Below are 19,797 nucleotides of genomic sequence, written 5' to 3'. Positions count from 1 at the left end.
GACCGACGCGGGGTCGTCGGTGTCGCTCTGCTCTCGGCCGCGTCACACAGCGCGGCCGAGAGCACCATCCGCCGACTACTGCTCAGGGCCGTCAACCCTCCTCCCGCAGGCGCAGGCGGCGCCTACGGTGGAGCACGTACGGAGTGCCGTTCGCTCCGGCCCCAGTGCTCCCAGCTCGGATGCGGCTCGGCCCCCGAGCCGGGAGTAGCGGCCCGGCCCGCGTCGGGGGATGCTGCGTCGGGCCGCTTCCCAGGGGAAGAAGCCGCACTCGAGCGAAACGACAGCAGGCGTAACGTGCGGTGGTTATGCTCCGCGCATGAACGACTTCAGCTCCGCCGAGACGGCGACGGTCGAGTACGTCGGGGACCAGTGGCGCCTCACGATCCTTGACGGGACCGACACCACGTTCGCCGAGACCGGGCTCCCGCTTTTCGGCCCCGAGAACTTCTTCGTTCGCGCCAACTCAGACCAGCCGGCAGGCCTGGACTACGTGGGGCCGTTCCTGAACAAGCGCGGCCTGTACTACACCCAGTGGACAGGTCGCGCCCGAGACGGATGGAGCACACAGCTCCACTACTGACGCGCACACGTTGCGCGGGCAGGCGTCCGGGATGATGAGCACATGTCGCGCAACACTGAGCCGTTGGCCGGTCAGATGGTCTGGCTCGTGCGCTGGATCCAATCGCGCGACGGCTGGTCTCACGAAACCATCGGCGGCGCTTTCCAGGAGCGCACCAACACGTGCTGGCGGGTCTGGGTGAACAAGGAGCTGCGCGAACTGCCCTCACAAGAGTGGTCCCCCTACAAGCCGTGACGCTGACGGTCGTCCACGCTCACCCGCCCGGAGTGGGAGGCTGTGACCTTGGCTCAATGTTCGTAGGGTGAGCGCATGTGGGTTGACCGCTTCCGCCGGCGCGAACCGCGCCGCCGCGTCTTCGCGCAGACCATGGCTCGGCCGCTGCAGGAGCTTGCGACGCTGGACGGGTGTTGGGTGTCGGCCCGGGTGGTTGATGACGGTTTACCGGTCGGTCTGATGCGGCGCACGCTGACGAGCATTGCGGACGCGGACATGGGGTGGCAATTCTTCTCCGGCGACGAGTCGGAGGACTACCTCAACGACTGGAGCAACCTGTTCGTGCACTCGGTCAACCTCGTCGCGAACTGCGACCCCGCGATCCTGCCGTACCTGCACTTCCCGCGCGGCTCGGAGCTGGCGCGCTCTGGCGATATATTCGCTCCGACACCGGCGAGCATGCACATCGAGCGGGACGATCTCGCGTGATTCCTGCGCTCATCGCGCCTCCGGGTCGCGCGACACGCTAGAGGTGCGGTAAGCGGCCTAGGGTGTGGGAGTGAGAGCACAAGGCCCGCGCGAGCTCCTGGGCGTATGGGTCGAAATCCTCGCCGACGATGTGGCGGTGATGTTCGAGCTCGGTGAGCGGCTGCCGATGCAGCAACCCAATGGCTGGTTCTCCTACGGACTCCGCGTCAGCAACGAACGCGGCACCTTCGTGCAGTACTTCATCGCCCGGATCTCCGCCCATGAGACCACCGCCTACACGTTCGAGTTCGCGACCGGCACCCACGTCTACTACGACCCCACCCGCATCAAAGACCGCAACTCAACGCTCCTCGCCCACTTCCCCGGAGCAGCCCTCGATCTTGCCCAAGGTGGGACGATCACGGGATTTGCTGTCATCGACGGGAACGACGTGGCCGAGAACATTCGCACGCACCTCCTCCCGTGAGGCGAGACCGCACCGCAGCGTGCCGTCAGAGACGGTGCTGCGACGTGTGCTCGAGTGGCAGGCTGTGGAGATGGACCTGTATCCCACACACGAGGGCCGGTGGGTGGTGCGTGACACGCACTCCGCTCCCGCTCGCGCCGTGATCACTCGGCTCACGCAGGACGGCGCCGATCTGTTCCGAGCGACCGAGTTCCATGTCGTCCCCGCATCCGCTCCCCTCATCGGCGACTTCACCACCCTGTCGGACGCGTTCGACGCGGTGCGGACACACACCTCCGCCTCGTCTCGTTCTTCACGTCACAGTCCGCCCCCTGAGTAGGACCCCGCGTCAGCGCGTCATCTGCGCAACCACGCCAGCGCCTTCCGCGGGCATCTGCAAGGCTTTTCACGCTCCTCCTCCTCCTTGAACGGTTCGAGTGCAGAACGGGGCATGAGGGGAATCACTGATGAGCATCGACAACTCCGCCTCGCAGTCGGGCCCGAGCCGTCGGCAGGTCGTGCAGCACGTCGCCTGGTCCGCGCCCGTCGTCGCCGCAGCCCTCGCCACCCCCGCCCTCGCCGCCTCCACAGGCGGGACAATCGCATTCTCACCAACTCAGTACGTCAACCCGACCGGACTCGGCTACATCTCCCTCACCGGCGCCATCTCTTCCACCTCGGCCGGCGTGTACCCCGCTTTTGTGCTGATCAGCTACAGCGACGGCTTTAGCGGCCCCGATTCAGTTCTCGTCAACGAGGACGGCACCTTCGTGGTGTCCGAAGTTACCTGCCCCTCCGCCGTGCGCACGGGCACCGTCATCGCCACCGCCGACGGCTACGCCGTCGGCACCGCCAGTATCAGCGTCACCGACCCGCAGCCGCGCTCCGGATCCATTAACTGGAACCCCCGCCAATACCGCGGCACCCGCACCGGCACCCGAGTCAATTTCCCCACCCTCACCGGCACCGTCGCCGTCACAGGAGGCCCCCTCCCCGACACCGTGGTCCTGAGCTTCTCCGAACCCTCCCCCGGACGAGTGGACCTCCGCCGCGACGCCGGCCTGACCGTCCCCATCGACCCCGACACCGGCACATTCACCGTCACCGGCGTCTACAACTCCATCGTCGGCGGCGAGAACCCCTTCGGCTTCATCTACGCCGGGGTCGATCACCCCGAAGTCGACTACGGACTCGCCACCGCCGAACTCGACGGCTAACCACCCGCAGCCAGACCCGCGCTGCTCTGCGCGGACCGCGCCACACTCACACCACCCCATCCGACGCACTCTCCTCGTGCCCCCGACCACGACAAGAGGCACGGTGCCCACCCTCCGACTCGTCATCTACCTCCGCGACGAACCCGCCTCCTCCAACCACATCTGCACCTTCCACGGCGACCGCCACAAACTCGCCAACGACCTCGAAACCCGCCACTTCCTCCCCGTCGAACGCGGCACGGGATCCTTCGCCATGATCGCCACCCAGCAGATCCTGCGCCTTGAATTCGACCGCGTCGAAGACGAATCCGCCGATGAACTCCGCCGACTCTCCCTCCACCTCACCCCCGAACCCGACCCCACCACTGCAGGAAACCTTCGACGTCCCGACCGAGCGGAGGCGCCGCCCCGGCCCCCGGACAGCGGACCGACGTGCACGCAGAACCCAGAGGAGGGAACAAAGACCCACTCGTTCCCCTCCATCACCGCTCACGGAACAAGTACCAGCGCTCGCGTCACTAGCACGAGCAAACGCCGCGGCTAACCGTGACCTGCCCGACCGCCGTTCGTAACGTCGACACTCCATCCTGAACACACAGGGCGAGCGCAGGAAGGGACGCGGGATGCTGTTACGGAGGACGCACGAGAACCGGTGGATCGCGCGCCACTACCGTCATGCCCCCGCGGTTGGACGCATCACTCGCATGAACGCGGCTGGTCAATCAGCGTGCTTTCGCACCGAAGCGTGGCTGGCGGGCCACGATGAGCGGATCCTGCTCAGGGATACAGATGCCCTCGAAATCGCCTTCGCCCTACTCCTCGCCTCCACCACCAGAGCCCTCTATCGCGCATCGTCCGAGTTGACTGAATCAATGCCCCTCCGCCAACCGGCACCATCGAAGACCCTGCGCGCAACCGCCGGATCGGTGCACCGCTGACATGCGCGAGTGAAACAGCCCCGTCCGCGCCCACCGAAGCGGACGTCGACAGCTTGAAGCGCTCGAAGAGCACGTACACGATACGAAACGTCGTCGAAGCGGTAGGGCTGACGAGAGTGACGGTCGACGACGTGGTTCGAAATCCACGGTTGAGGATGTGTCGAAAGCCGACCTAGTGGGCAGATTTGATGCCTCCGTGGAGGAAGGCGGAGTGTGGATCTCCTGCCCGTGCCAGCGCGTAGATGAGTGGCAGCTCGGGCCTTCTGATGGAGGTGCGGCCGGATCAGCGCACGGATATCCTCTGCTTACGCCGTAAAGCTACGGCCTCGAACGGCAGGGAGACACGCGGAGCATGGGCCACCTTCACTACGGCAGCGAAACGTTCCCGCTGGAGGACCGGACCCTGTTCCACCTTCAAGTCGTCACCGGGCTGAAGCTGCGCCGTCGTGAGCCGTTCTTCGTCTTCTGGCGCCCCGGACATGAGACCGGCGAGGGCCGGCACGCGCTCTGGATCGACAACGGCGTTCCCATCCACTTCGAGTACGCCGGCGGCCGCACACCGAGCGTCAATCGAGAGTGGATCGAGCACCTGGTGTCCGCGGCGAACAGCTCGGGCGGCCTGAACCTGGCCGACGACCGGAATGCAGAACTAGCACGGCCGTAACCCCTCTCGCACGCGTCCCCCTCCCCCGGCAAGGCCCTGCTCCTCGGCAACTGAATGCACCTACCGTGAGAGCACGCAGCAGAACGGGGGACTCGTGCGACTACTCGACCTCACGATCGGCACCAGGCACTTCTATCTCCCTGAGCAAACAGACCTCGCGGAGTTCGAACGCCGCATCGAGCACGCCGCTCGCACGGGCGGCGCAATGATCGACATCCCCGGCACGCACGGACACGCCACATCCGCGCTGATCACCCCGAGCATGCCGGTGTTCATCGAACCCGTCGACGTCACCGAGGACGGCGATCACGACGACGCAGACTTCACCTCGGCCCTGGACTTCGACCTCACCAGCGGCTTCTCCGACTGGAACGCGTGACCTCTCTCGCTACTGCTCGCCGTACCCCGACAAGCGCTACTGCGACAGCTCCCGATCCAGACGGTCGAGGAGCGTCTCGAGGGAGGTCTCGAACTCTTCGGCGCTGCGGTCCTCGCTGAGCAAGACGCGCAACCGGCGAACCTCGGGAGCAGAGTCGAGCGAGACGCTGCCATCGCCTTGAGAGATTGCAGCATCGCCTTCGTCAAGGGGCTCCTCCACCGGACTCGTTTCAGCCCCGTGAACCGCTGACTGCAGAAGCAGCTGGCCGAGCAGGAAGCTACTGAACGAGCGGTAGGCGCCGACGGCCTGTTCTCCGGCGAACCCTTCTCCCCCACCCCAGAGTCCTGGCAGAGCCCCGGCGACCGCCTCATCTCCTGCCTCGTCGTCGACCCCAACACACAAACCATCGGCACCCTCTCCGGCGCCAACCGATAACCACCGATCCAACTCCTCACCTCAACCCGGCCAGTGCCGGCGGGGTCGACGCGGCGGCACGCAACTTTGCGTCTAGCCATCGCGGGCTTGGCCCTCTCCCTTTTGAGGTCGTTACGGGTCGCGATGTTCACGCCGAGCCCGCCTTCGCTCGCAGCTCACACCGCGGCTCGCCTGCGGGGGCGGGAGAGCCATTCCGACGGGGTGGCGAGGCTCCATTGCTTAGAGGGTGGCGAAAGCAAGAGTGATATTGGGGTAGAGCCCCGTTGGGATTACGGCGGTGAAGTATCGGTCGTCGACACGGGCGCCGACGGCGACGACGTGCGGGACGATGTCGACGCGGTACGCCCTGCACGCTTCACCGTCGATGAGGAGCGGGACACCGCGGTGCACGTCGTAGTTCGCCAGCGGTGCTGAGCGCGGGCTACGGGAGCGCTCAGGTCGAGGCTGTCCCGGGAACATGGCTTGCAGAACATCGACGATGTGCGCTTCCAGGCGAGACTCCAGCGGGTGAGCACGTTCGGCTGGAATCGGGAGCGAGGTGCGGACGGCCTCGAAAAGAGTCGGAAAACGAGCTCGACGAATCTGATCACGTAACTCCTCGGGCAGGGACGATCCTTCGGCGCGGGCGATGGCCGTCTTCTGCGCGGGCGTCAGGGGCACGAAGTTGCGGGGATCCTCTTGACGTTCGGGGAAGCGGAAGTAGGAGTACGACAGGCACATCTTCACGACCCGTCCCGATGCTCGACCGGGAGATGCCGCGAACGCTTCCACTCGAGGTTGCGGAGCGAAGGTGTAGACCGGGCCCGCCAGCTCCGCCGCTGCCTCCCGCAAGCTGGGCATCGATAGCGCTCGCGCAGGCGCTTTCTCGTACATGACGCGACCCTAAACCACCCTGCAGTCCTTCACGTAACAGATGCGCCACTGGTTCCTGCGTGGCAGTCGCCTACCGCTCGTGGTCAAGGTGTGCGAGCGGGGGTCGCGAGTTCTGAGCATCGCGCTCTACAGTGGCACACCCCCTGCAGTGAGGCCGGCAACCCGAAACCGTCGACATCCTGCTCCCCTGACCCACCCTGGAAGCCCCATGCCCGCCGACTCGACCCCAGTACCTCCGGACGAAACGAACGACGCCGTCCACGAACTGCTAGCCGCGCTCCGCGAACCCGGCGCCATCGACCCCGGCCTCGCCGATCTCCTCAGTCAACAGCTGCACGCCTTCCTCCATCAGGACACGTCCGACCCCGCGCAAGAACTGTGAACGATGGCGTTCCACGGTCGTCATCGTCAGCGCGACTGAAGCTCGGTGATGGTGTGCACACGAGAGGAGGTTCTCTGAGGCCGCTGGCAGTGTTGGTGCGGCTGGCGGCTCAGGGGCGCCTTTTGGGCGACGTCAAGTCGCTGGCGACGGCTGTTGAGCATGCGGGATGGGTGCGCGCGGTACAGGGTGGACGGTGGGTGTCCCCAGAAGACGCGGGGTGGGATCTACGGGCGTCGGGGTTTCCTTTGCGGGCGTCGTTTTCATCTCGGGGACCGGAAGAATCGGTCTTTCCTCGGGCTCAGGCGCTAGTGCGTCTCCTCGAAAGCGTGGGGCTGCGGCGTCAGGGCGTCGACCCTGATTGGGTGAAGTGGCCGCAGGAGCCGACGTCTCCACCCGAACGGTTCGGGTTTCACACGGAGTGGGTGCTCTGGCATGGCTCTTCGGCGACGTTCTCGTTGAACGCACAGCCGGCGATGAAGAAGGCAGGTTCGCTGGCGTATCTCGAGTTCGTGGTGGAGCGGGCTGATGCGATTGCTGAAGAGCCGAGCGTCGGCGCTGCTCGAGCTCGGTGGATCGCGCGTGCTGGGTCCGATGTGGAACGGTGGTTCTTGGCGGGAGATCGAAAATTACCGACCGTCCTCGTAAATCTTCTGCGCCGAGATTCTGAGCGCGTGGTCGCGGCCGCCGCATACGCACGCCCCAACCGCTAGAGCTCTTCATCATGTCCCTCGAGAGGCTCAGCGACGATGGCGCGGCGGCTGCAGCGCCACCCCGATCTCGACGGCGTCGTCGCCTCCTCCGACCTCACGGTCAACCGCGCGATGCGCGCGCTACACGCATCCGGCCAAAGCGTCCCTGCCGACATCTCCGTGGTCGGCTTCGACGACGTCGTCATCAAGACCACGTCCGACCCGACGCTGACCACGATCCGTCAGCCACTCGAGGACGTGGGCCGCGTCGCCGCCGAGACCGTCGTCGCCGTGGTCACGGGTCACGAGGTCGAGCGCCAGCCGATCCTTCCGGCAAGGCTCGTGCAGCGGGAATCCGCTTAGACAGGCGCAGCGCACCCGAAATCTCACCGTCAAACCAATCCGCAGCCGGGCGGGACCAGCATCGAACCAATCGGTCGAGGTGAGGCCACTTAACGACTGAACCGCTGCCGCCAGCGGACAACAGACCGCGCAGCAGCAGCGATCCCAATCCGTGGGCACCGCAGACACTAGTCCGCCAGCCGCACGGGAAGATTATCTAGCCAATGGTGACGCGCCCAATCGATCGAAACTCTCTCTTCTTCTGCAGGCTTTCAACGGCCGATAACGGGTGCCGATCTCGGGGATCGACACCCACGTCTTCACCGCCTACGCCAGCAGCGCGAGCCCGGCGACGACCAGGGAGTAGTAGATCAGAGAGTGCTCACCATCAGTGAGTATGGCAGTCCAAGGAGCGGTGGCAGAGGGAAGCATGGGGGCCTCTCGGATCGATGCGAGCTCACCGATTCGACGTCCCGTCACCGGTATTCAGCCGGTACGACGGGTGCGCGTGAAGGGGATTGCGTCATCCGCCAGCAGTCATCCGGCACGCGGTCGAACCGATCACCACGGAAACCACCGCGCGCGAAACGGTGAGAAGCAGCTCAGGCGCAAAGGGGTCTCGAATCGTCGTCGGCGCAGTTCACTCACTGCATGGATGGTCTGCCCTTCGTCGTTCTCGTCGTCATCTTCCTCGCCGCCGCCGCAGTGGTGTGGATCGCCGGCATCCAGTTGTCGAAGGCCACGGACGTTCTGGATGCGCGTCTGCACCTGGGGAGTGCGCTGGGCGGTCTGATCGTTCTCGCGGTCGCGACGAATCTGCCGGAGATCGCGATCATAGTGTCCGCCGCGCTCTCCGGGAACCTGGACGTCGCGGTCGGCAACATCCTCGGCGGCATCGAACTGCAGACCGTGGTCCTCGTCGTCCTCGACCTGTTCGGCAAACGCGGAAAGGGTGCGAAGCCGCTCACCTACCGTGCCGCGTCCCTCACACTCGTGCTCGAGGGGCTCGTGGTCGTCGCGGTGCTCGCCGTCGTCATCGCCGGCAGCCAGCTGCCCTCCGGACTGGAAGTGCTGCGCCTCACCCCCGACGTCGTCCTCATCGCCGGCCTCTGGGTCGTAGGGCTGCTGCTCGTACAACGCTCCGGCAAGCACCTCCCCTGGCACGAGGACGGGCGGGCCCCCGACGCGACAGCATCCCCCGCGAAGAAGAAAACGCACCCGATGAGCACACGCAAGGCAACCATCGTGTTCACGACCTCCGCAGCGGCGACCCTCCTCGCCGGTGTCGCACTCGAGCGCGCCGGTGACGCAGCATCCTCGCAGCTCGGTCTCTCAGGGGTCCTGTTCGGAGCCACCGTGCTCGCTCTCGCCACCTCCCTCCCCGAGATCTCAACCGGGCGGCAAGCCATCAAGCAGGGCGACGACAACTCCGCCATCAGCGACATCTTCGGCGGCAACGCCTTCCTCCCCGTCCTGTTCCTCGTCGCCACCGTCCTCTCCGGCACCGCAGTCCTCCCGCAAGCGAACTCGTCCGACATCTACCTCACCGCTCTCGCCGCCCTGCTCACCCTCGTCTACATCGTCGGACTGATCTTCCGACCCACCGCCGCATCGCCGGCATGGGAATCGACTCGTTGATCGTCCTCGCGCTCTACACCGTCGGCATCGGCGGACTCTTCGCCATCACCGCGAAATAACACCCACGCCGCCGAGTGCAGGGGCAGCCGACCCCCTTAACTCCGCAAACTCTGACGGGGGGACATCGGAACCGGCCATCGGTGACGCGTGGCTGGCATGCTTCACCATGGGTCTCTTCTTTACGAGAGCTGTTGGCTTCCGCTCACAGCCTTTCTCCGACCACGAAGCACCCAACCGGCGTTGGCGACTTCGTCCCGGATGCGCTCCACTTCGGTAGGACGCGATCGCCAGAAAGCACGCCGCACCCCACCTCGACCGTTCGAAAAGGACACTCCCGATCATGCCCACCTCCTCTTTCCTCACTCGCCGCTCGGTCGCAACCGCCGTTCTGTGGAGTGCGCCCGTGATCGTCGCCGCGACCTCGGCACCTGCCGCCGTCGCGTCTACGACGACCGCCGCACTCGGCTTCGACTTCGCCAGCTTCACGAACGGAACGACAGTCGGGTACGGCGGAACCTTCACCCCGCTTCTTGCGCGCTCGGCACCCGGTCAGCTCGTCACCGACATCACCGCCTTCGTCACCCTGATTCCTGCCGAGAACACCACCTACTCCGCCTTCTCCGTGCAGCTCTCACCCGGTTGGACCCTGGTTCAGGCTTTGGGAGACGGCGCGCCGGGAACGATCATCTTCACCTGGCACGGCGAGCCCGGCCTGAGCTCCGGTGAATCGGCGGGACGGGTCAGCTTCGAATTCGCCATCATCAGCGGTCCCCCGACCGACACCTTCACCGTCACCGTCACCAGCCCCACTGCCGACAGCGCTACGGTCATCGCCGACGCGGGAAGCCTCTGAGGATCGACCGGCTCTGCCCCGTCGGCACTGTTCTAGCCACGGGCGTAACGTTCTTTTCTTTCTCTGCCCCCCCCTTCGGTGGTGACATTGCGGAGGGAGTACGTGTGGCGAGTACGCACTGTCAGCATCAGGTGATGCGTCTCCTGGGCTGGCTAGGAGTCAGGAACAAGGGATCGCACTATGTCTTCCTCGTCAGAGAACATCTCGGCACCGACCCGTCGACAGGTCGTCCAAAGCGCCGCGTGGTCCGCGCCGGTGATCGCCGTCGCGATCGCCACTCCCGCAGCCGCAGCGTCCGTGGGGGCCGTCATCACTTTCTCCCCCGCGCAATACACGAACCCGTCGGGGCTGGGCTACATCTCCCTGACCGGTTCCGTGACCGCGGACGCATCCGGCGGATACCCGGCGCTCGTGCTGCTTAGCTACTCTCCCGGCTTCGCCGGCCCCGGGTCCGTCCCCGTCGCCTCGGACGGATCCTTCGTCGTGGACAGGGTGACCAGCCCCTCGGATGTGCGCACCGGCGTCGTGACCGCGACCGCCGACGGCTCTACGGCTGGCACCGCGACCATCAGCGTGACCGACCCCGAACCCAAAACCGGCTCCATCAACTTCAACCCGGAGCAGTACCGTGGCGTGCGTGACGGATCACGCGTGAACTTCCCCGCGATCACCGGCGTCGTCACCGTCAACGGCGGCCCCCTCCCCGAAACAGTCGTCTTGAGCTTCTCCGACCCATCCGCCGGACGCGTCGACCTCCGCCGCGACGAAGGCCTCTACGTCCCCATCGACCCAGTCACCGGCGCCTTCACCATCACCGGCGTCTACAACGCCATCGTCGACGGCGACAACCCGTTCGGCTTCATCTACGCCGGGATCCTCAACCCCGACCGAACCTTCGGCCTCGCTGACGCCGAACTCGACGGCTAACACGCTCCACCAGCAACCGGCAGAGCCGGTCATAAGCCGCAGATCCGAGCGCGATGAGCATCGGAAACTGCGCTGCTCATCGCGTACGGTCACGAGGCTGACGGCGATGAAGGCAGTACCGCTGTTCGGTCCTCCCCTTGCGGCGGAAGTTACACCGGATCGCGCGCGCGATTCCAGGATGAGGCGACTGATCGTGCTCGATGCCGAGAACGCGCGGAGCTCGCCGCGTTCTACCGCGCCCTACTAGGTGGTGAGTACCGACCCGGAGACGAGCCCACCGCCGAAGGCTCAACGACCCCGAGTGGGTCGCGATCCGCACCTCCGAAGGAATCGGCATCACGGTGCAACGGGTGGACAAGCTACCGCGGGTAACCTGGCCCAACGGGCCGGTTCCCCAGCATCTGCACCACACTTCAGCGTCACGGACGCGAACGAGCTCGAGCAGCAGCGAGCGCGAGCGGTCGCACTGTCATTGACGATCAAAGCGCACCACCAGCAGGACCACGGGGTGGGCGAGACCGCTGCGGTGTAGCCGATTCGCGAGATGCGACACGAAGCGATGGCAGAACACCGGCGCGGAGCGATCCAATCCACAGCGCGTAGCAGTAGGGTCACTTTCCCGCCTTTCGCTACACGTCTGTGCCAAGGTCTAGGAGTGACGCAACGAACGCAGACCGTCGGCTACGTCCGAGTCAGTACGATCGACCAGAACCTCGATCGACAGATCGAGGCGATCGGCGCCGTCGACCGGATCTTCGAAGAGAAGGTTTTGGGCGCTACCCGCACCGACCGGCCCGCTCTTGCCGACTGCATCCGCTACGTCCGAGATGGCGACCTCGTCCGAGTCGCGTCGATGGATCGCCTCGCGCGCTCGTTGAGAGATCTTCGCGACGTCGTCGACGAGATCGTCGCGAAGGGCGCCTCCGTCGAGTTCATCAAGGAACAGCAGACCTACGGACCCGGCGGCGACGACGCGCTTGGACAGCTGATGCTGCACCTGCTCGGCGCGTTCGCGGAGTTCGAGCGCTCCCTGATCCGCGAGCGGCAAGCCGAGGGCATTCGCATTGCGAAGGCCACGGGCAAGTATACAGGCCGGCAACGCCGGCTCAACGCCGACCAGGTCGCTGCAGCTCGAGCGGACATCGCCGCCGGCATCCCGAAGGCAGCAGTGGCACGCAAGCTCGGCATCGACCGCACGACTCTCTACCGAGCGCTGGCACTCCCCCAACCCGACGAGCTCGCCGCGACCGAGATCTAGAGCGCCGTCAGAACGCCTGCTTGTCGAACCCCTCCGGAGCTGTGTGCATCGGATCTGCCCACTGCAGGCCGGCGGCAACCGCGCGGGCCAAGCTCTCGAGGCCGGTGCCGAAGTAGCAGTACCCGTGCGTCGTCTCTATCTGCTGATGCGGCGGCATCACCACGAGGCGCCAGTTGAACAGCATCTTCCAGACCTCGACCGTGAAGGTGTCCGTCTCCTGCAGCCGGAAGCCGTTCTCCGTCCGCACGATCCGCTCCCCCGCGACGTCGGGCTCCGAGCGCAGCTGCTGCTCGAGGTCGTCGAGCGCCTCGGCTCGGGTGCGCAGCATCGCCTTCTGATCCACAGTGCCAGTGTCCCGATAGCCGCCCCGTCACCGGGCATTTCATCGGGCGGGTCCTACGGGACACTGCCGCCCGCGCCGAAGCGCGGCGCATCCCGCTTGGCGAACTGGTGCGGTGAGCGACCCCTCAACGGACGCCAAGCCGACCCGGTGACCTACCTGTCGCTCGTCAAGCACGACGGACGCCTGGTCTCGGTCGGGATGCTGGAGCCGATCCACGAGGGGGGCATCGACTTCTCGACGATCTCGCTCCAGCGCATCTCGATCGCCGGCTCGATGATCGGCAGCATCGCCGAGACCCAGGACGTCCTCGACTTCTGCGCCGAGCACGGCATCAGCGCCGACGTCGAGGTCATCCCGATCGACCGCATCAACGAGGCGTTCGACGCGATCGTGGCCAAGGACATCGAGTTCCGCTACGTCATCGACATCAGCACGCTCGACCACCCCGAGTGAGGCGCTGACGGCCCCTCTCCAGCGAGGGGCCGTGCCGCGCCGGCGAGCAGAGGATGCAGGGGAGGGCGGAGGCATGTTCTCGGTCGCGGCTAGCAGCAACCGGGCGCCGCGTCGAGGGCCCCGACGCCCGACCCGTGCCGGGGTCACGATGGGAGGGCGCCCACAGGAGTAAGCACAGAGGAATACGCCTAGAGGAGCGCGCCCCACCATCGCAGAGGAGGTTCCGCCATGACGGACCGCACCGCCTACCTGAGCTACGGACCCGAGGTCGAGCAGCAGCAGCCGCACGAGGACGAGGACGTCCAGGCGCTCCGCGAGACGTTCGCGAAGATCCGGACCACGGCGTTCGAGAAGACCCGTCACGCCGTCCGCGATGCGCACGCGAAGAGCCACGGGATCCTCGCGGGCACTCTCCGCGTGCACGACGGCCTGCCGGTCGAGCTCGCGCAGGGGCTCTTCGCGCGGCCCGCGGACCACCCCGTCATCGTCCGGTTCTCGACGGCTCCCGGCGACATCGTCTCCGACGGCATCGGCTCGGCCTTCGGCATGGCGATCAAGGTGCTGGAGGTGGACGGCGAGAAGGTCCTGCCCGGCGACCCGCAGCCGCGCACGCAGGACTTCCTACTGGTGAACCATCCGACGATCTCCTCCGGCGACGTGCACACGTACCGGCGCGACCAGGCGGTGCTGCTGCAGACGTCGAAGGCGCCCGAGGGCGTCCAGGTCGCGGCGACGACGGTGCTGCGCGGAGCGGCGGACGTGCTGCGCAGCGTCGGCATCGACCGCACCGGCGGCCCCGCCGGGCAGGCGAAGCCGCACGTGCACCTGCTCGGCGAGACCTACTGGTCGCAGGGCGCGCTCCGCCACGGCGATCACGTCGCCAAGGTGTCGGCGGCTCCGGTCTCGGAGAACCTCACGGCGCTGACCGGCGAGCACGTGTCGATCCGGGAGCCCTCCGCCTACCGCGACCTCACCTCGGCCTTCTTCGCCGAGGGCCGCGGAGTGTGGGAGCTGCGCGTGCAGCTGGCGACCGACCTGGAGACCACGCCCGTCGAGGACGCGTCCGTGCGCTGGCCGGAGGACGTCACGCCGTACCGGACGGTGGCGACGCTCACCCTCGAGCCGCAGGACTCCTTCTCGCCGGCCCGCCGCGTCTACGGCGACGACGAGCTGTCGTTCAACCCCTGGCACTGCCTCGTCGAGCACCGGCCGCTCGGCTCCATCCAGCGCGTGCGGCGCCCGGTCTACGATGACTCGACGTCCTACCGCTCCGACACGAACGCCCGCGCCCTGAACGAGCCCGAGACCCTCGACGACCTCCCGGACTGACGCCCCGACGCTCCCGCTGCGCGTCTCGCGCGCGCGGACAAACGAGCGACGGGCGCCCGCAGGCACCCGTCGCTCGTCCGATCACCTCTAGGGGAGCCTCAGTGGGCGGGGTGCAGGACGACCTTGGTCCAGCCGTCGACGCGCTTGTCGAACTGGTCGAAGCCGCGCACCGCGTCGTCCAGCGGCAGCTCGTGCGAGACGATGTCGCCCGGAGTGGCGCGGCCGTGGATGATCAGGTCGCGCAGGTGCCGGTTGTACGCCTTCACCGGGCACTGCCCCGTGCCGATGCTGATGCCCTTCGTGAACGCGGTGCCGAAGTCGAAGGCGATGCGCCCCTCCTTCGCCTCCTCGGTCGCGGCGTCGGGGTCCGACGGGTTGTACACGCCGACCACGCCGATCGCGCCCGTCGCGCGGACGACCTGCACGAGGTTGTCCAGCACCAGCGAGGGGTGCTCGTTCCCGGCGGAGTCGTGCGCCTGGTAGCCGACCGCCTCCACCCCGGAGTCGACGCCGAAGCCGTCGGTGCCGTCCATGATCGCCTCGACGACGTCCACGTCCGCCGCGTTCACCGCGGTCGCGCCGTACTTCTCGGCCAGCGCGAGCCGGTCGGCCTGGTGGTCGACGACGAAGACCTGCGACGCCCCGCGCAGGAACGCGCTGTGCGCCGCCATCAGCCCCACCGGGCCGGCGCCGAAGATCGCGACGCTCTTGCCCGGGGTCACCTTCGCCAGCTCCGTGCCGTGGTAGCCGGTCGGGAAGATGTCGGAGAGCATCGTGTAGTCGAGCTCGTGCTCTGTGCCGGCCGGCAGCTCGAGCAGGTTGAAGTCCGCCCACGGCACCCGGAGCAGCTCGGCCTGACCGCCCCAGTACGGCCCCATCGCCGGATAGCCGTAGCCCGCGCCCGGCTGGCCCGACGGGTTCGCCCGCAGACAGGCCGACGTGAAGCCGTCGTTGCAGTTGCGGCAGGTTCCGCAGGCGAGGTTGAACGGCACCGACACCCGGTCGCCGACCTTGATCCGGTTCACTCCGGGGCCGACCTCCTCGACGATCCCCATGTTCTCGTGGCCGAAGACCATGCCCGACTCGAACTCGACCCGGCCCTCGTAGGGGTGCAGATCGGACCCGCAGATGTTCGCCGAGGTGATGCGGATGATCGCATCCAGCGGCTCCTGGATGGTGGGATCCGGCACGGTCTCCACCGCGACGTCGAACGGTCCCTTGTACACGACAGCCTTCACGGCGTCCTCCTTCGTGGCTCACCGCCCCAAGTCGAAGCGGCTCCTGGAACCCATCCAAGATCCGCTCTCCCAAGGGGGCAAGGGACCTGACCCCTGACGGAGGGGGATGGCGGATTCGCGAACCATCGGATACCGGCGTCGTAGACGGCTCCTCAGACGGGCGGGGTCCGGTCGAGCTCGGCCTCGGACAGGATGACCAGGCCGCGGTCGCTGTGCGAGGTCTCCAGCATCGCGAGGACCCAGGCCTTGTTGATGGTCGGCGGCCGACTGCCGGCGAACTGGAACTGCAGCGGGATCGACGGGGCGATCCACAGCGAAGCCTCGCGCACGGGCAGCCGGCTGTCTTCGCCAGCGGCCGTCCCGCCGAGTTCGACTTCGCCGATCACCGCCAGAACCTCATGCACTTCGACGGCGCCTTCCTCAAATGCGTCGCCGCTGAGCACGAGGGTGCCACCGGCGCGCTGCTCTTCGACACCCGCGCCCAACCGACCGGCGACGCACTGCAGAAGTGGGCGAGCACTGTCGCCGGCGTCGCGCGCGTCATCTACAACGACGACAGCCCCGCCCTGCTGCGCAGCGAGGCCAAGCGCACCGCCGCCGTCTCCCTGCTCGACACCTTCCCCCACATCCCCCTCGCCGTTTCTACCCCGATCGCCATGCCCTCCGGCGCCACCCTCCGCGCCGCGATCGAGCACCTCCACGCCCACGCCCACCTCCCCATCGCCATCGACGACGTCGCGACCGCCGCCGGCGTCAGCGTCCGTGGGCTTCAAGCGCTCTTCCGTCGCGAACTCGACGTCACTCCGCTCGACTACCTTCGCCGCATCCGCCTCGACCGCGTCCACGCCGAGCTCCGCACCCTCGAACCCGGCACCACCACCGTCGGCGAGATCGCCGGCCGCTGGGGCTTCACCCACCTCGGCCGCTTCTCCGCCCACTACGCACGCCGCTTCGGCGAATACCCCAGGAACACCCTCAACACCGACTGATGCCAGCGCCGCGCGCGCGCCGACTCCTCACTGACGAAATCGGTGACCGGTAGACCATCCCCATACGGGACGGCTTCCGGAGTGTGTGACGACTTCATCGGCGGCCCCTGAGTGGGGGTATCGCGCACGACCTCCACGAGGAAATCGGAACAGGTCGCTCTGTCACCATGACGGCGTGCTCATTCGCTGGTCGGATCAGCGGTGACCGACGACGACGCCGCTGAGCTCTGCGCTCTCATCTCACGCGTCGCGGAAGGCGACCATCGCGCTTTCGCGCATCTCTACGACCTCACCATCAGAGATGTGTTCGCGGTCACCACATCCATCCTTCGAAACCGCTCGCTCGCCCAGGAGGTGACTCAGGAGGTCTACCTCGAAGTGTGGCGTCAAGCGCGCCGCCTCGATCCTGATCGAGCGCCGCACAACCTGCTGCGGCAGATGGCGAAGCGGCGCGCGATCGACCGCGCGCGTTCCGTGCAATCCGATCGCGCACGTGATCATGAGTACTCCCTACGCAGCCAGGAGGCGCCCTACGATCAGCCGGCGGAGTACGGCGAGATCCGCCTGTCGTACGCTCCGATCGCGGACGCGATCCGGCGACTCCCTCGCATTCATCACGACGTCCTCTTCCTCGCCTTCGTCCGCGGCTACAGCCACAGCCAGATCGCCGAGGAACTACAGATCCCCCTCGGCACGGTCAAGTCGCGCCTGCGCGACAGTCTCCACCGGTTACGCCGCCAGAATCCGGGCGAAGCAGGCGTGGCCTAGACCACGCTGCGAAGCGGCGCGTGGAGGTAGCCGGTGCAGTGCGCGGGACCTTGTCGATCCAGGTCACCGGCGCCGCGGGCGAACACTGCGACTGCTCTCGTCTTGGTGAGTCGGCGACGATCAACCGCTCCAGCCGCGCGGCAGAGTTCGCATCAAGGACCCTCAAGCGCGGCGGCGCCACCCGGAGGTATCCGCATCGTGCCGAGCATTCCGGCCACCGAGCCCCTCGGGGGCGCGGCTGCTCAGAGCGCTGCGGGGGGAACGGGTGGCGGGTCCGGCTCGTCGAATGCTGCTGCGCGCCGATCCATGAGAGTCGGCATCCGCCGTCGACTCGGATCGATCGAGCCGGAGGCGGACTCTCCGAGGATTTCGGCGGCGTTCGCTAAGACGAGGGTGGCGAGGCCGGGGTTCACCTCGCCGGGGGGCGAGAAGGCTGCGATCACCTCGTGCACCACTGCGCGGCGGTGGGCGGTGATGTCGTCCGCTCGGGACATGTCAGCTCGGATCGTCTAGGAGAAGCCCTCGCGTCCGACAGCATGGCCCAGGTCGTCCGGCAGAAGGTTCGTACACCCTCGCGAAGCGAAACGGCGCCCCACCGTACGCCTGGCTGCGGCGTCCCGAAAGAGGCGTCCGCGAAGGTCGCGGCCACTCACGCCAGCACACGAAACGCTCGTGACGCGGATACCCGCTGCCGCAGTGGGAGCAGGCCTTTCGTCAGCGCGATGTGATGAGCGCCTGCTGCTTCGTGCCGAGACGGGATGGCCTGTCTGTTCCGCCGCCCGCTCCGAAGAAGGACTGCACGTCCTGGTGCCGACAGGGCGGTGTTCGACCCGATCGGACGCCGCTCTGCACAGACGCAAGGAGGGCTCGTGCGGCCGGCTCCTTCCGAGGAGGATGAGCTCATGTCGACGAAGGACGCACCGGCCTCCCGCGCGGACTCGGATCCTCTCGGCGTGGCCGTGGAGACCCGGCCCGCCCTCGACGATGCGCTGACCGAGGCCGAGTTCCGCCGCTGGTACTGGCTCCGCGACGAGCTCGCCGCATTCGCCCGCGCCCGGGGCGTGAGCGCCTCGGGGTCGAAGATCGCGCTGACCGAGCGCCTCGCCGACTCGCTCGCAGACCGGACAACGGCCCGGCCCCCGCGGCGAGCCGCGACGCAGCAGCTCGCCGGCCCGCTGACTGCGGACACCGTCATCCCCGCCGGCCAGCGGGCCAGCCAACACCTCCGCACCTGGTTCCTCGGACAGATCGGACCGTCGTTCCTCTTCGACGCCGCGATGCGCGAGTACCTCGCAGCAGGAGGCGGGACGCTCGGCGACGCGGTGGCCTTCTGGCATGCCTCGCGCTCAAACGAACCACGGTCGATCGCCCCGCAGTTCGAGCTCAACCGCTTCACCCGCGCCTGGTACGCCGAGCACCCGGACGGCCACCGCACCGACCTCCTCGCCGCCTGGCGCCAGTACCGGGCGCTACCCGCCGACCAACGCGCCCGCGCCTGACCCCTGCCGTCAAGCGGAGACCACCGGACAGCCACTCGATGGCGCGCCTCAGGAAGCTCCCGCTTCGGCGCGCCCAGACCGTCCCGCTGAACCATCCCCTTACGGGACGGTCGGCCGATAATCTTCTCGTTCGTCTACCTTGCGGTGATCACGTAACCGCGCATCCCGAGCGCCTGGAGGTCGACACCCGTCGAGGAGACGATGGCCTCTCCGGTATTGCCGTCGTAGACGACGGTGTAGACGTCCCACTTCTTGGCCGGAATCCCGTAGGGTGCGTCGTTCACGACAGGGGCGTGCACGCTCAGAGCCCACATCGGCGCTTCCGGTGAGATTCGAGTGTCGCCGCCGAGTCCCGAGGCGCAGGAGGACAGCTCCGCATATGTCGCCCGCACCGCGTAGATCGGGTACTGCTTCTTCTCCTCCGCGCTGAGCGTGGAGAGGCGACTTTCGGCGCCGTTGGCCAGGTCGAGCGCCGGGTGCGTCAGCTGCTGAACGTCGATCATCGGCCCGTACGCGGTGTCAGCAGACGGGGGGCACGTCGGGACTGAGGATGGCTGGGGGTCCCGAGTCGACGCCGGTGCTGCCTGCGTCTCAGCCAACGTGGGCGTCGTATTCGCGGTGGCGTCGATGGTGACGGGGCCGGAGCGGATGCGCATCGTGGTCGTGGTCAGTGTGAGGCTCACGTCCTCGGCGCCCAGCACGTCCACCAGCCACTGCTCGCCGTCATTGCAGGCGACGATCGTCGTCGCAGGGCCCGCGGCGATGACCCAGACGGAAGGCTGCAGGCCGGCCGCTTGCAGCTCGTAGGTGAGCCCGTTGCAAGGCTCGTTCACGCTGAGCTTCGACTGGCCGTCGA

25 protein-coding genes are annotated in these 19,797 nt (G+C 67.2%); 19 read left to right on the top strand and 6 right to left on the bottom strand.

Annotated features, from left to right (window positions below):
- Positions 1 to 316 precede the first annotated feature (316 nt).
- From EDF43_RS18790 to EDF43_RS18755, 8 genes are all read left to right on the top strand, one after another.
- Positions 317 to 580: a hypothetical protein gene (locus EDF43_RS18790; protein ID WP_132438200.1), complete on the top strand. Its 264-nt coding sequence runs from the start codon at positions 317 to 319 to the stop codon at positions 578 to 580.
- Positions 581 to 622: 42 nt separating this feature from the next.
- Positions 623 to 814: a hypothetical protein gene (locus tag EDF43_RS18785; protein WP_132438201.1), complete on the top strand. Its 192-nt coding sequence runs from the start codon at positions 623 to 625 to the stop codon at positions 812 to 814.
- A gap of 75 nt (positions 815 to 889) precedes the next feature.
- Positions 890 to 1,282, top strand: coding sequence for a DUF2185 domain-containing protein (locus EDF43_RS18780; protein WP_207901851.1), 393 nt, complete (start codon positions 890 to 892; stop codon positions 1,280 to 1,282).
- Positions 1,283 to 1,352: 70 nt separating this feature from the next.
- Positions 1,353 to 1,748 (top strand): hypothetical protein, encoded by a 396-nt coding sequence (locus tag EDF43_RS18775; RefSeq protein ID WP_132438202.1) that lies wholly within the window; start codon positions 1,353 to 1,355, stop codon positions 1,746 to 1,748.
- A 446-nt stretch (positions 1,749 to 2,194) separates the two neighbouring features.
- Positions 2,195 to 2,944 carry a hypothetical protein gene (locus EDF43_RS18770; protein WP_132438203.1) on the top strand — a complete coding sequence of 250 codons (750 nt, stop codon included), beginning with the start codon at positions 2,195 to 2,197 and terminating at the stop codon, positions 2,942 to 2,944.
- Positions 2,945 to 3,047: 103 nt separating this feature from the next.
- Positions 3,048 to 3,488 carry a hypothetical protein gene (locus EDF43_RS18765; protein ID WP_132438204.1) on the top strand — a complete coding sequence of 147 codons (441 nt, stop codon included), beginning with the start codon at positions 3,048 to 3,050 and terminating at the stop codon, positions 3,486 to 3,488.
- Between the two features lie 746 nt (positions 3,489 to 4,234).
- The gene (locus EDF43_RS18760; protein ID WP_132438205.1) at positions 4,235 to 4,546 is read left to right on the top strand and encodes a hypothetical protein; all 312 of its coding nucleotides are present in this window, start codon (positions 4,235 to 4,237) and stop codon (positions 4,544 to 4,546) included.
- A gap of 94 nt (positions 4,547 to 4,640) precedes the next feature.
- A complete protein-coding gene (locus EDF43_RS18755) occupies positions 4,641 to 4,925 on the top strand; it encodes a hypothetical protein (protein WP_132438206.1) in 285 nt (94 codons plus the stop codon).
- Between the two features lie 36 nt (positions 4,926 to 4,961).
- On the opposite strand, the gene EDF43_RS22200 is transcribed toward EDF43_RS18755, so the two are convergent.
- Together EDF43_RS22200 and EDF43_RS18745 are read right to left on the bottom strand one after the other, a co-directional pair.
- Entirely contained in the window at positions 4,962 to 5,144 is a 183-nt protein-coding gene (locus EDF43_RS22200; protein ID WP_207901849.1) for a hypothetical protein, read from the bottom strand.
- Between the two features lie 435 nt (positions 5,145 to 5,579).
- Positions 5,580 to 6,233 (bottom strand): hypothetical protein, encoded by a 654-nt coding sequence (locus EDF43_RS18745; protein ID WP_132438207.1) that lies wholly within the window; start codon positions 6,231 to 6,233, stop codon positions 5,580 to 5,582.
- A gap of 208 nt (positions 6,234 to 6,441) precedes the next feature.
- On the opposite strand from EDF43_RS18745, the gene EDF43_RS22010 reads away from it, so the two are divergent.
- From EDF43_RS22010 to EDF43_RS18715, 6 genes are all read left to right on the top strand, one after another.
- Positions 6,442 to 6,615 (top strand): hypothetical protein, encoded by a 174-nt coding sequence (locus tag EDF43_RS22010; RefSeq protein ID WP_165909203.1) that lies wholly within the window; start codon positions 6,442 to 6,444, stop codon positions 6,613 to 6,615.
- Positions 6,616 to 7,361: 746 nt separating this feature from the next.
- On the top strand, positions 7,362 to 7,667 hold the full coding sequence (locus EDF43_RS18735) for a substrate-binding domain-containing protein (RefSeq protein WP_132438209.1): 306 nt from the start codon (positions 7,362 to 7,364) through the stop codon (positions 7,665 to 7,667).
- Positions 7,668 to 8,297: 630 nt separating this feature from the next.
- Complete coding sequence (locus EDF43_RS18730) at positions 8,298 to 9,284, top strand: sodium:calcium antiporter (protein ID WP_243646372.1); 987 nt, start codon at positions 8,298 to 8,300, stop codon at positions 9,282 to 9,284.
- 403 nt (positions 9,285 to 9,687) lie between these two features.
- Positions 9,688 to 10,137, top strand: coding sequence for a hypothetical protein (locus EDF43_RS18725; RefSeq protein ID WP_165909204.1), 450 nt, complete (start codon positions 9,688 to 9,690; stop codon positions 10,135 to 10,137).
- Positions 10,138 to 10,434: 297 nt separating this feature from the next.
- Positions 10,435 to 11,064 carry a hypothetical protein gene (locus tag EDF43_RS18720; protein WP_165909205.1) on the top strand — a complete coding sequence of 210 codons (630 nt, stop codon included), beginning with the start codon at positions 10,435 to 10,437 and terminating at the stop codon, positions 11,062 to 11,064.
- A gap of 544 nt (positions 11,065 to 11,608) precedes the next feature.
- Positions 11,609 to 12,322, top strand: a complete 714-nt coding sequence (locus tag EDF43_RS18715; protein WP_132438212.1) for a recombinase family protein — start codon at positions 11,609 to 11,611, stop codon at positions 12,320 to 12,322.
- A gap of 7 nt (positions 12,323 to 12,329) precedes the next feature.
- Here the strand turns inward: EDF43_RS18715 and EDF43_RS18710 are convergent, their stop codons facing one another.
- Positions 12,330 to 12,650, bottom strand: coding sequence for a DUF406 family protein (locus tag EDF43_RS18710; RefSeq protein ID WP_165909206.1), 321 nt, complete (start codon positions 12,648 to 12,650; stop codon positions 12,330 to 12,332).
- 162 nt (positions 12,651 to 12,812) lie between these two features.
- Between EDF43_RS18710 and EDF43_RS18705 the strand changes: the two genes are divergently transcribed.
- Together EDF43_RS18705 and EDF43_RS18700 are read left to right on the top strand one after the other, a co-directional pair.
- On the top strand, positions 12,813 to 13,118 hold the full coding sequence (locus EDF43_RS18705) for a hypothetical protein (protein WP_132438214.1): 306 nt from the start codon (positions 12,813 to 12,815) through the stop codon (positions 13,116 to 13,118).
- 228 nt (positions 13,119 to 13,346) lie between these two features.
- Complete coding sequence (locus EDF43_RS18700; RefSeq protein WP_132438215.1) at positions 13,347 to 14,447, top strand: catalase family protein; 1,101 nt, start codon at positions 13,347 to 13,349, stop codon at positions 14,445 to 14,447.
- A gap of 98 nt (positions 14,448 to 14,545) precedes the next feature.
- Here the strand turns inward: EDF43_RS18700 and EDF43_RS18695 are convergent, their stop codons facing one another.
- Together EDF43_RS18695 and EDF43_RS18690 are read right to left on the bottom strand one after the other, a co-directional pair.
- A complete protein-coding gene (locus tag EDF43_RS18695; RefSeq protein WP_132438216.1) occupies positions 14,546 to 15,685 on the bottom strand; it encodes a glutathione-independent formaldehyde dehydrogenase in 1,140 nt (379 codons plus the stop codon).
- Between the two features lie 152 nt (positions 15,686 to 15,837).
- Positions 15,838 to 16,089: a hypothetical protein gene (locus EDF43_RS18690; protein ID WP_132438217.1), complete on the bottom strand. Its 252-nt coding sequence runs from the start codon at positions 16,087 to 16,089 to the stop codon at positions 15,838 to 15,840.
- Between EDF43_RS18690 and EDF43_RS18685 the strand changes: the two genes are divergently transcribed.
- From EDF43_RS18685 to EDF43_RS18675, 3 genes are all read left to right on the top strand, one after another.
- The gene (locus EDF43_RS18685; protein WP_132438218.1) at positions 16,084 to 16,674 is read left to right on the top strand and encodes a helix-turn-helix transcriptional regulator; all 591 of its coding nucleotides are present in this window, start codon (positions 16,084 to 16,086) and stop codon (positions 16,672 to 16,674) included. The genes EDF43_RS18690 and EDF43_RS18685 overlap by 6 nt on opposite strands.
- 201 nt (positions 16,675 to 16,875) lie before the next feature.
- Positions 16,876 to 17,442: a sigma-70 family RNA polymerase sigma factor gene (locus EDF43_RS18680; protein WP_165909207.1), complete on the top strand. Its 567-nt coding sequence runs from the start codon at positions 16,876 to 16,878 to the stop codon at positions 17,440 to 17,442.
- A 902-nt stretch (positions 17,443 to 18,344) separates the two neighbouring features.
- Complete coding sequence (locus EDF43_RS18675; protein WP_243646373.1) at positions 18,345 to 18,941, top strand: DUF6434 domain-containing protein; 597 nt, start codon at positions 18,345 to 18,347, stop codon at positions 18,939 to 18,941.
- 134 nt (positions 18,942 to 19,075) lie between these two features.
- Here EDF43_RS18675 and EDF43_RS22005 read toward each other — a convergent pair.
- Positions 19,076 to 19,797: hypothetical protein (locus tag EDF43_RS22005; RefSeq protein ID WP_165909208.1), on the bottom strand; the 722-nt coding region annotated here is incomplete at its 5' end.

Source organism: Rathayibacter sp. PhB179 (assembly GCF_004345345.1).
GTDB lineage: Bacteria > Actinomycetota > Actinomycetes > Actinomycetales > Microbacteriaceae > Rathayibacter > Rathayibacter festucae.
This window is presented reverse-complemented; position numbering and strand designations above follow the sequence as displayed.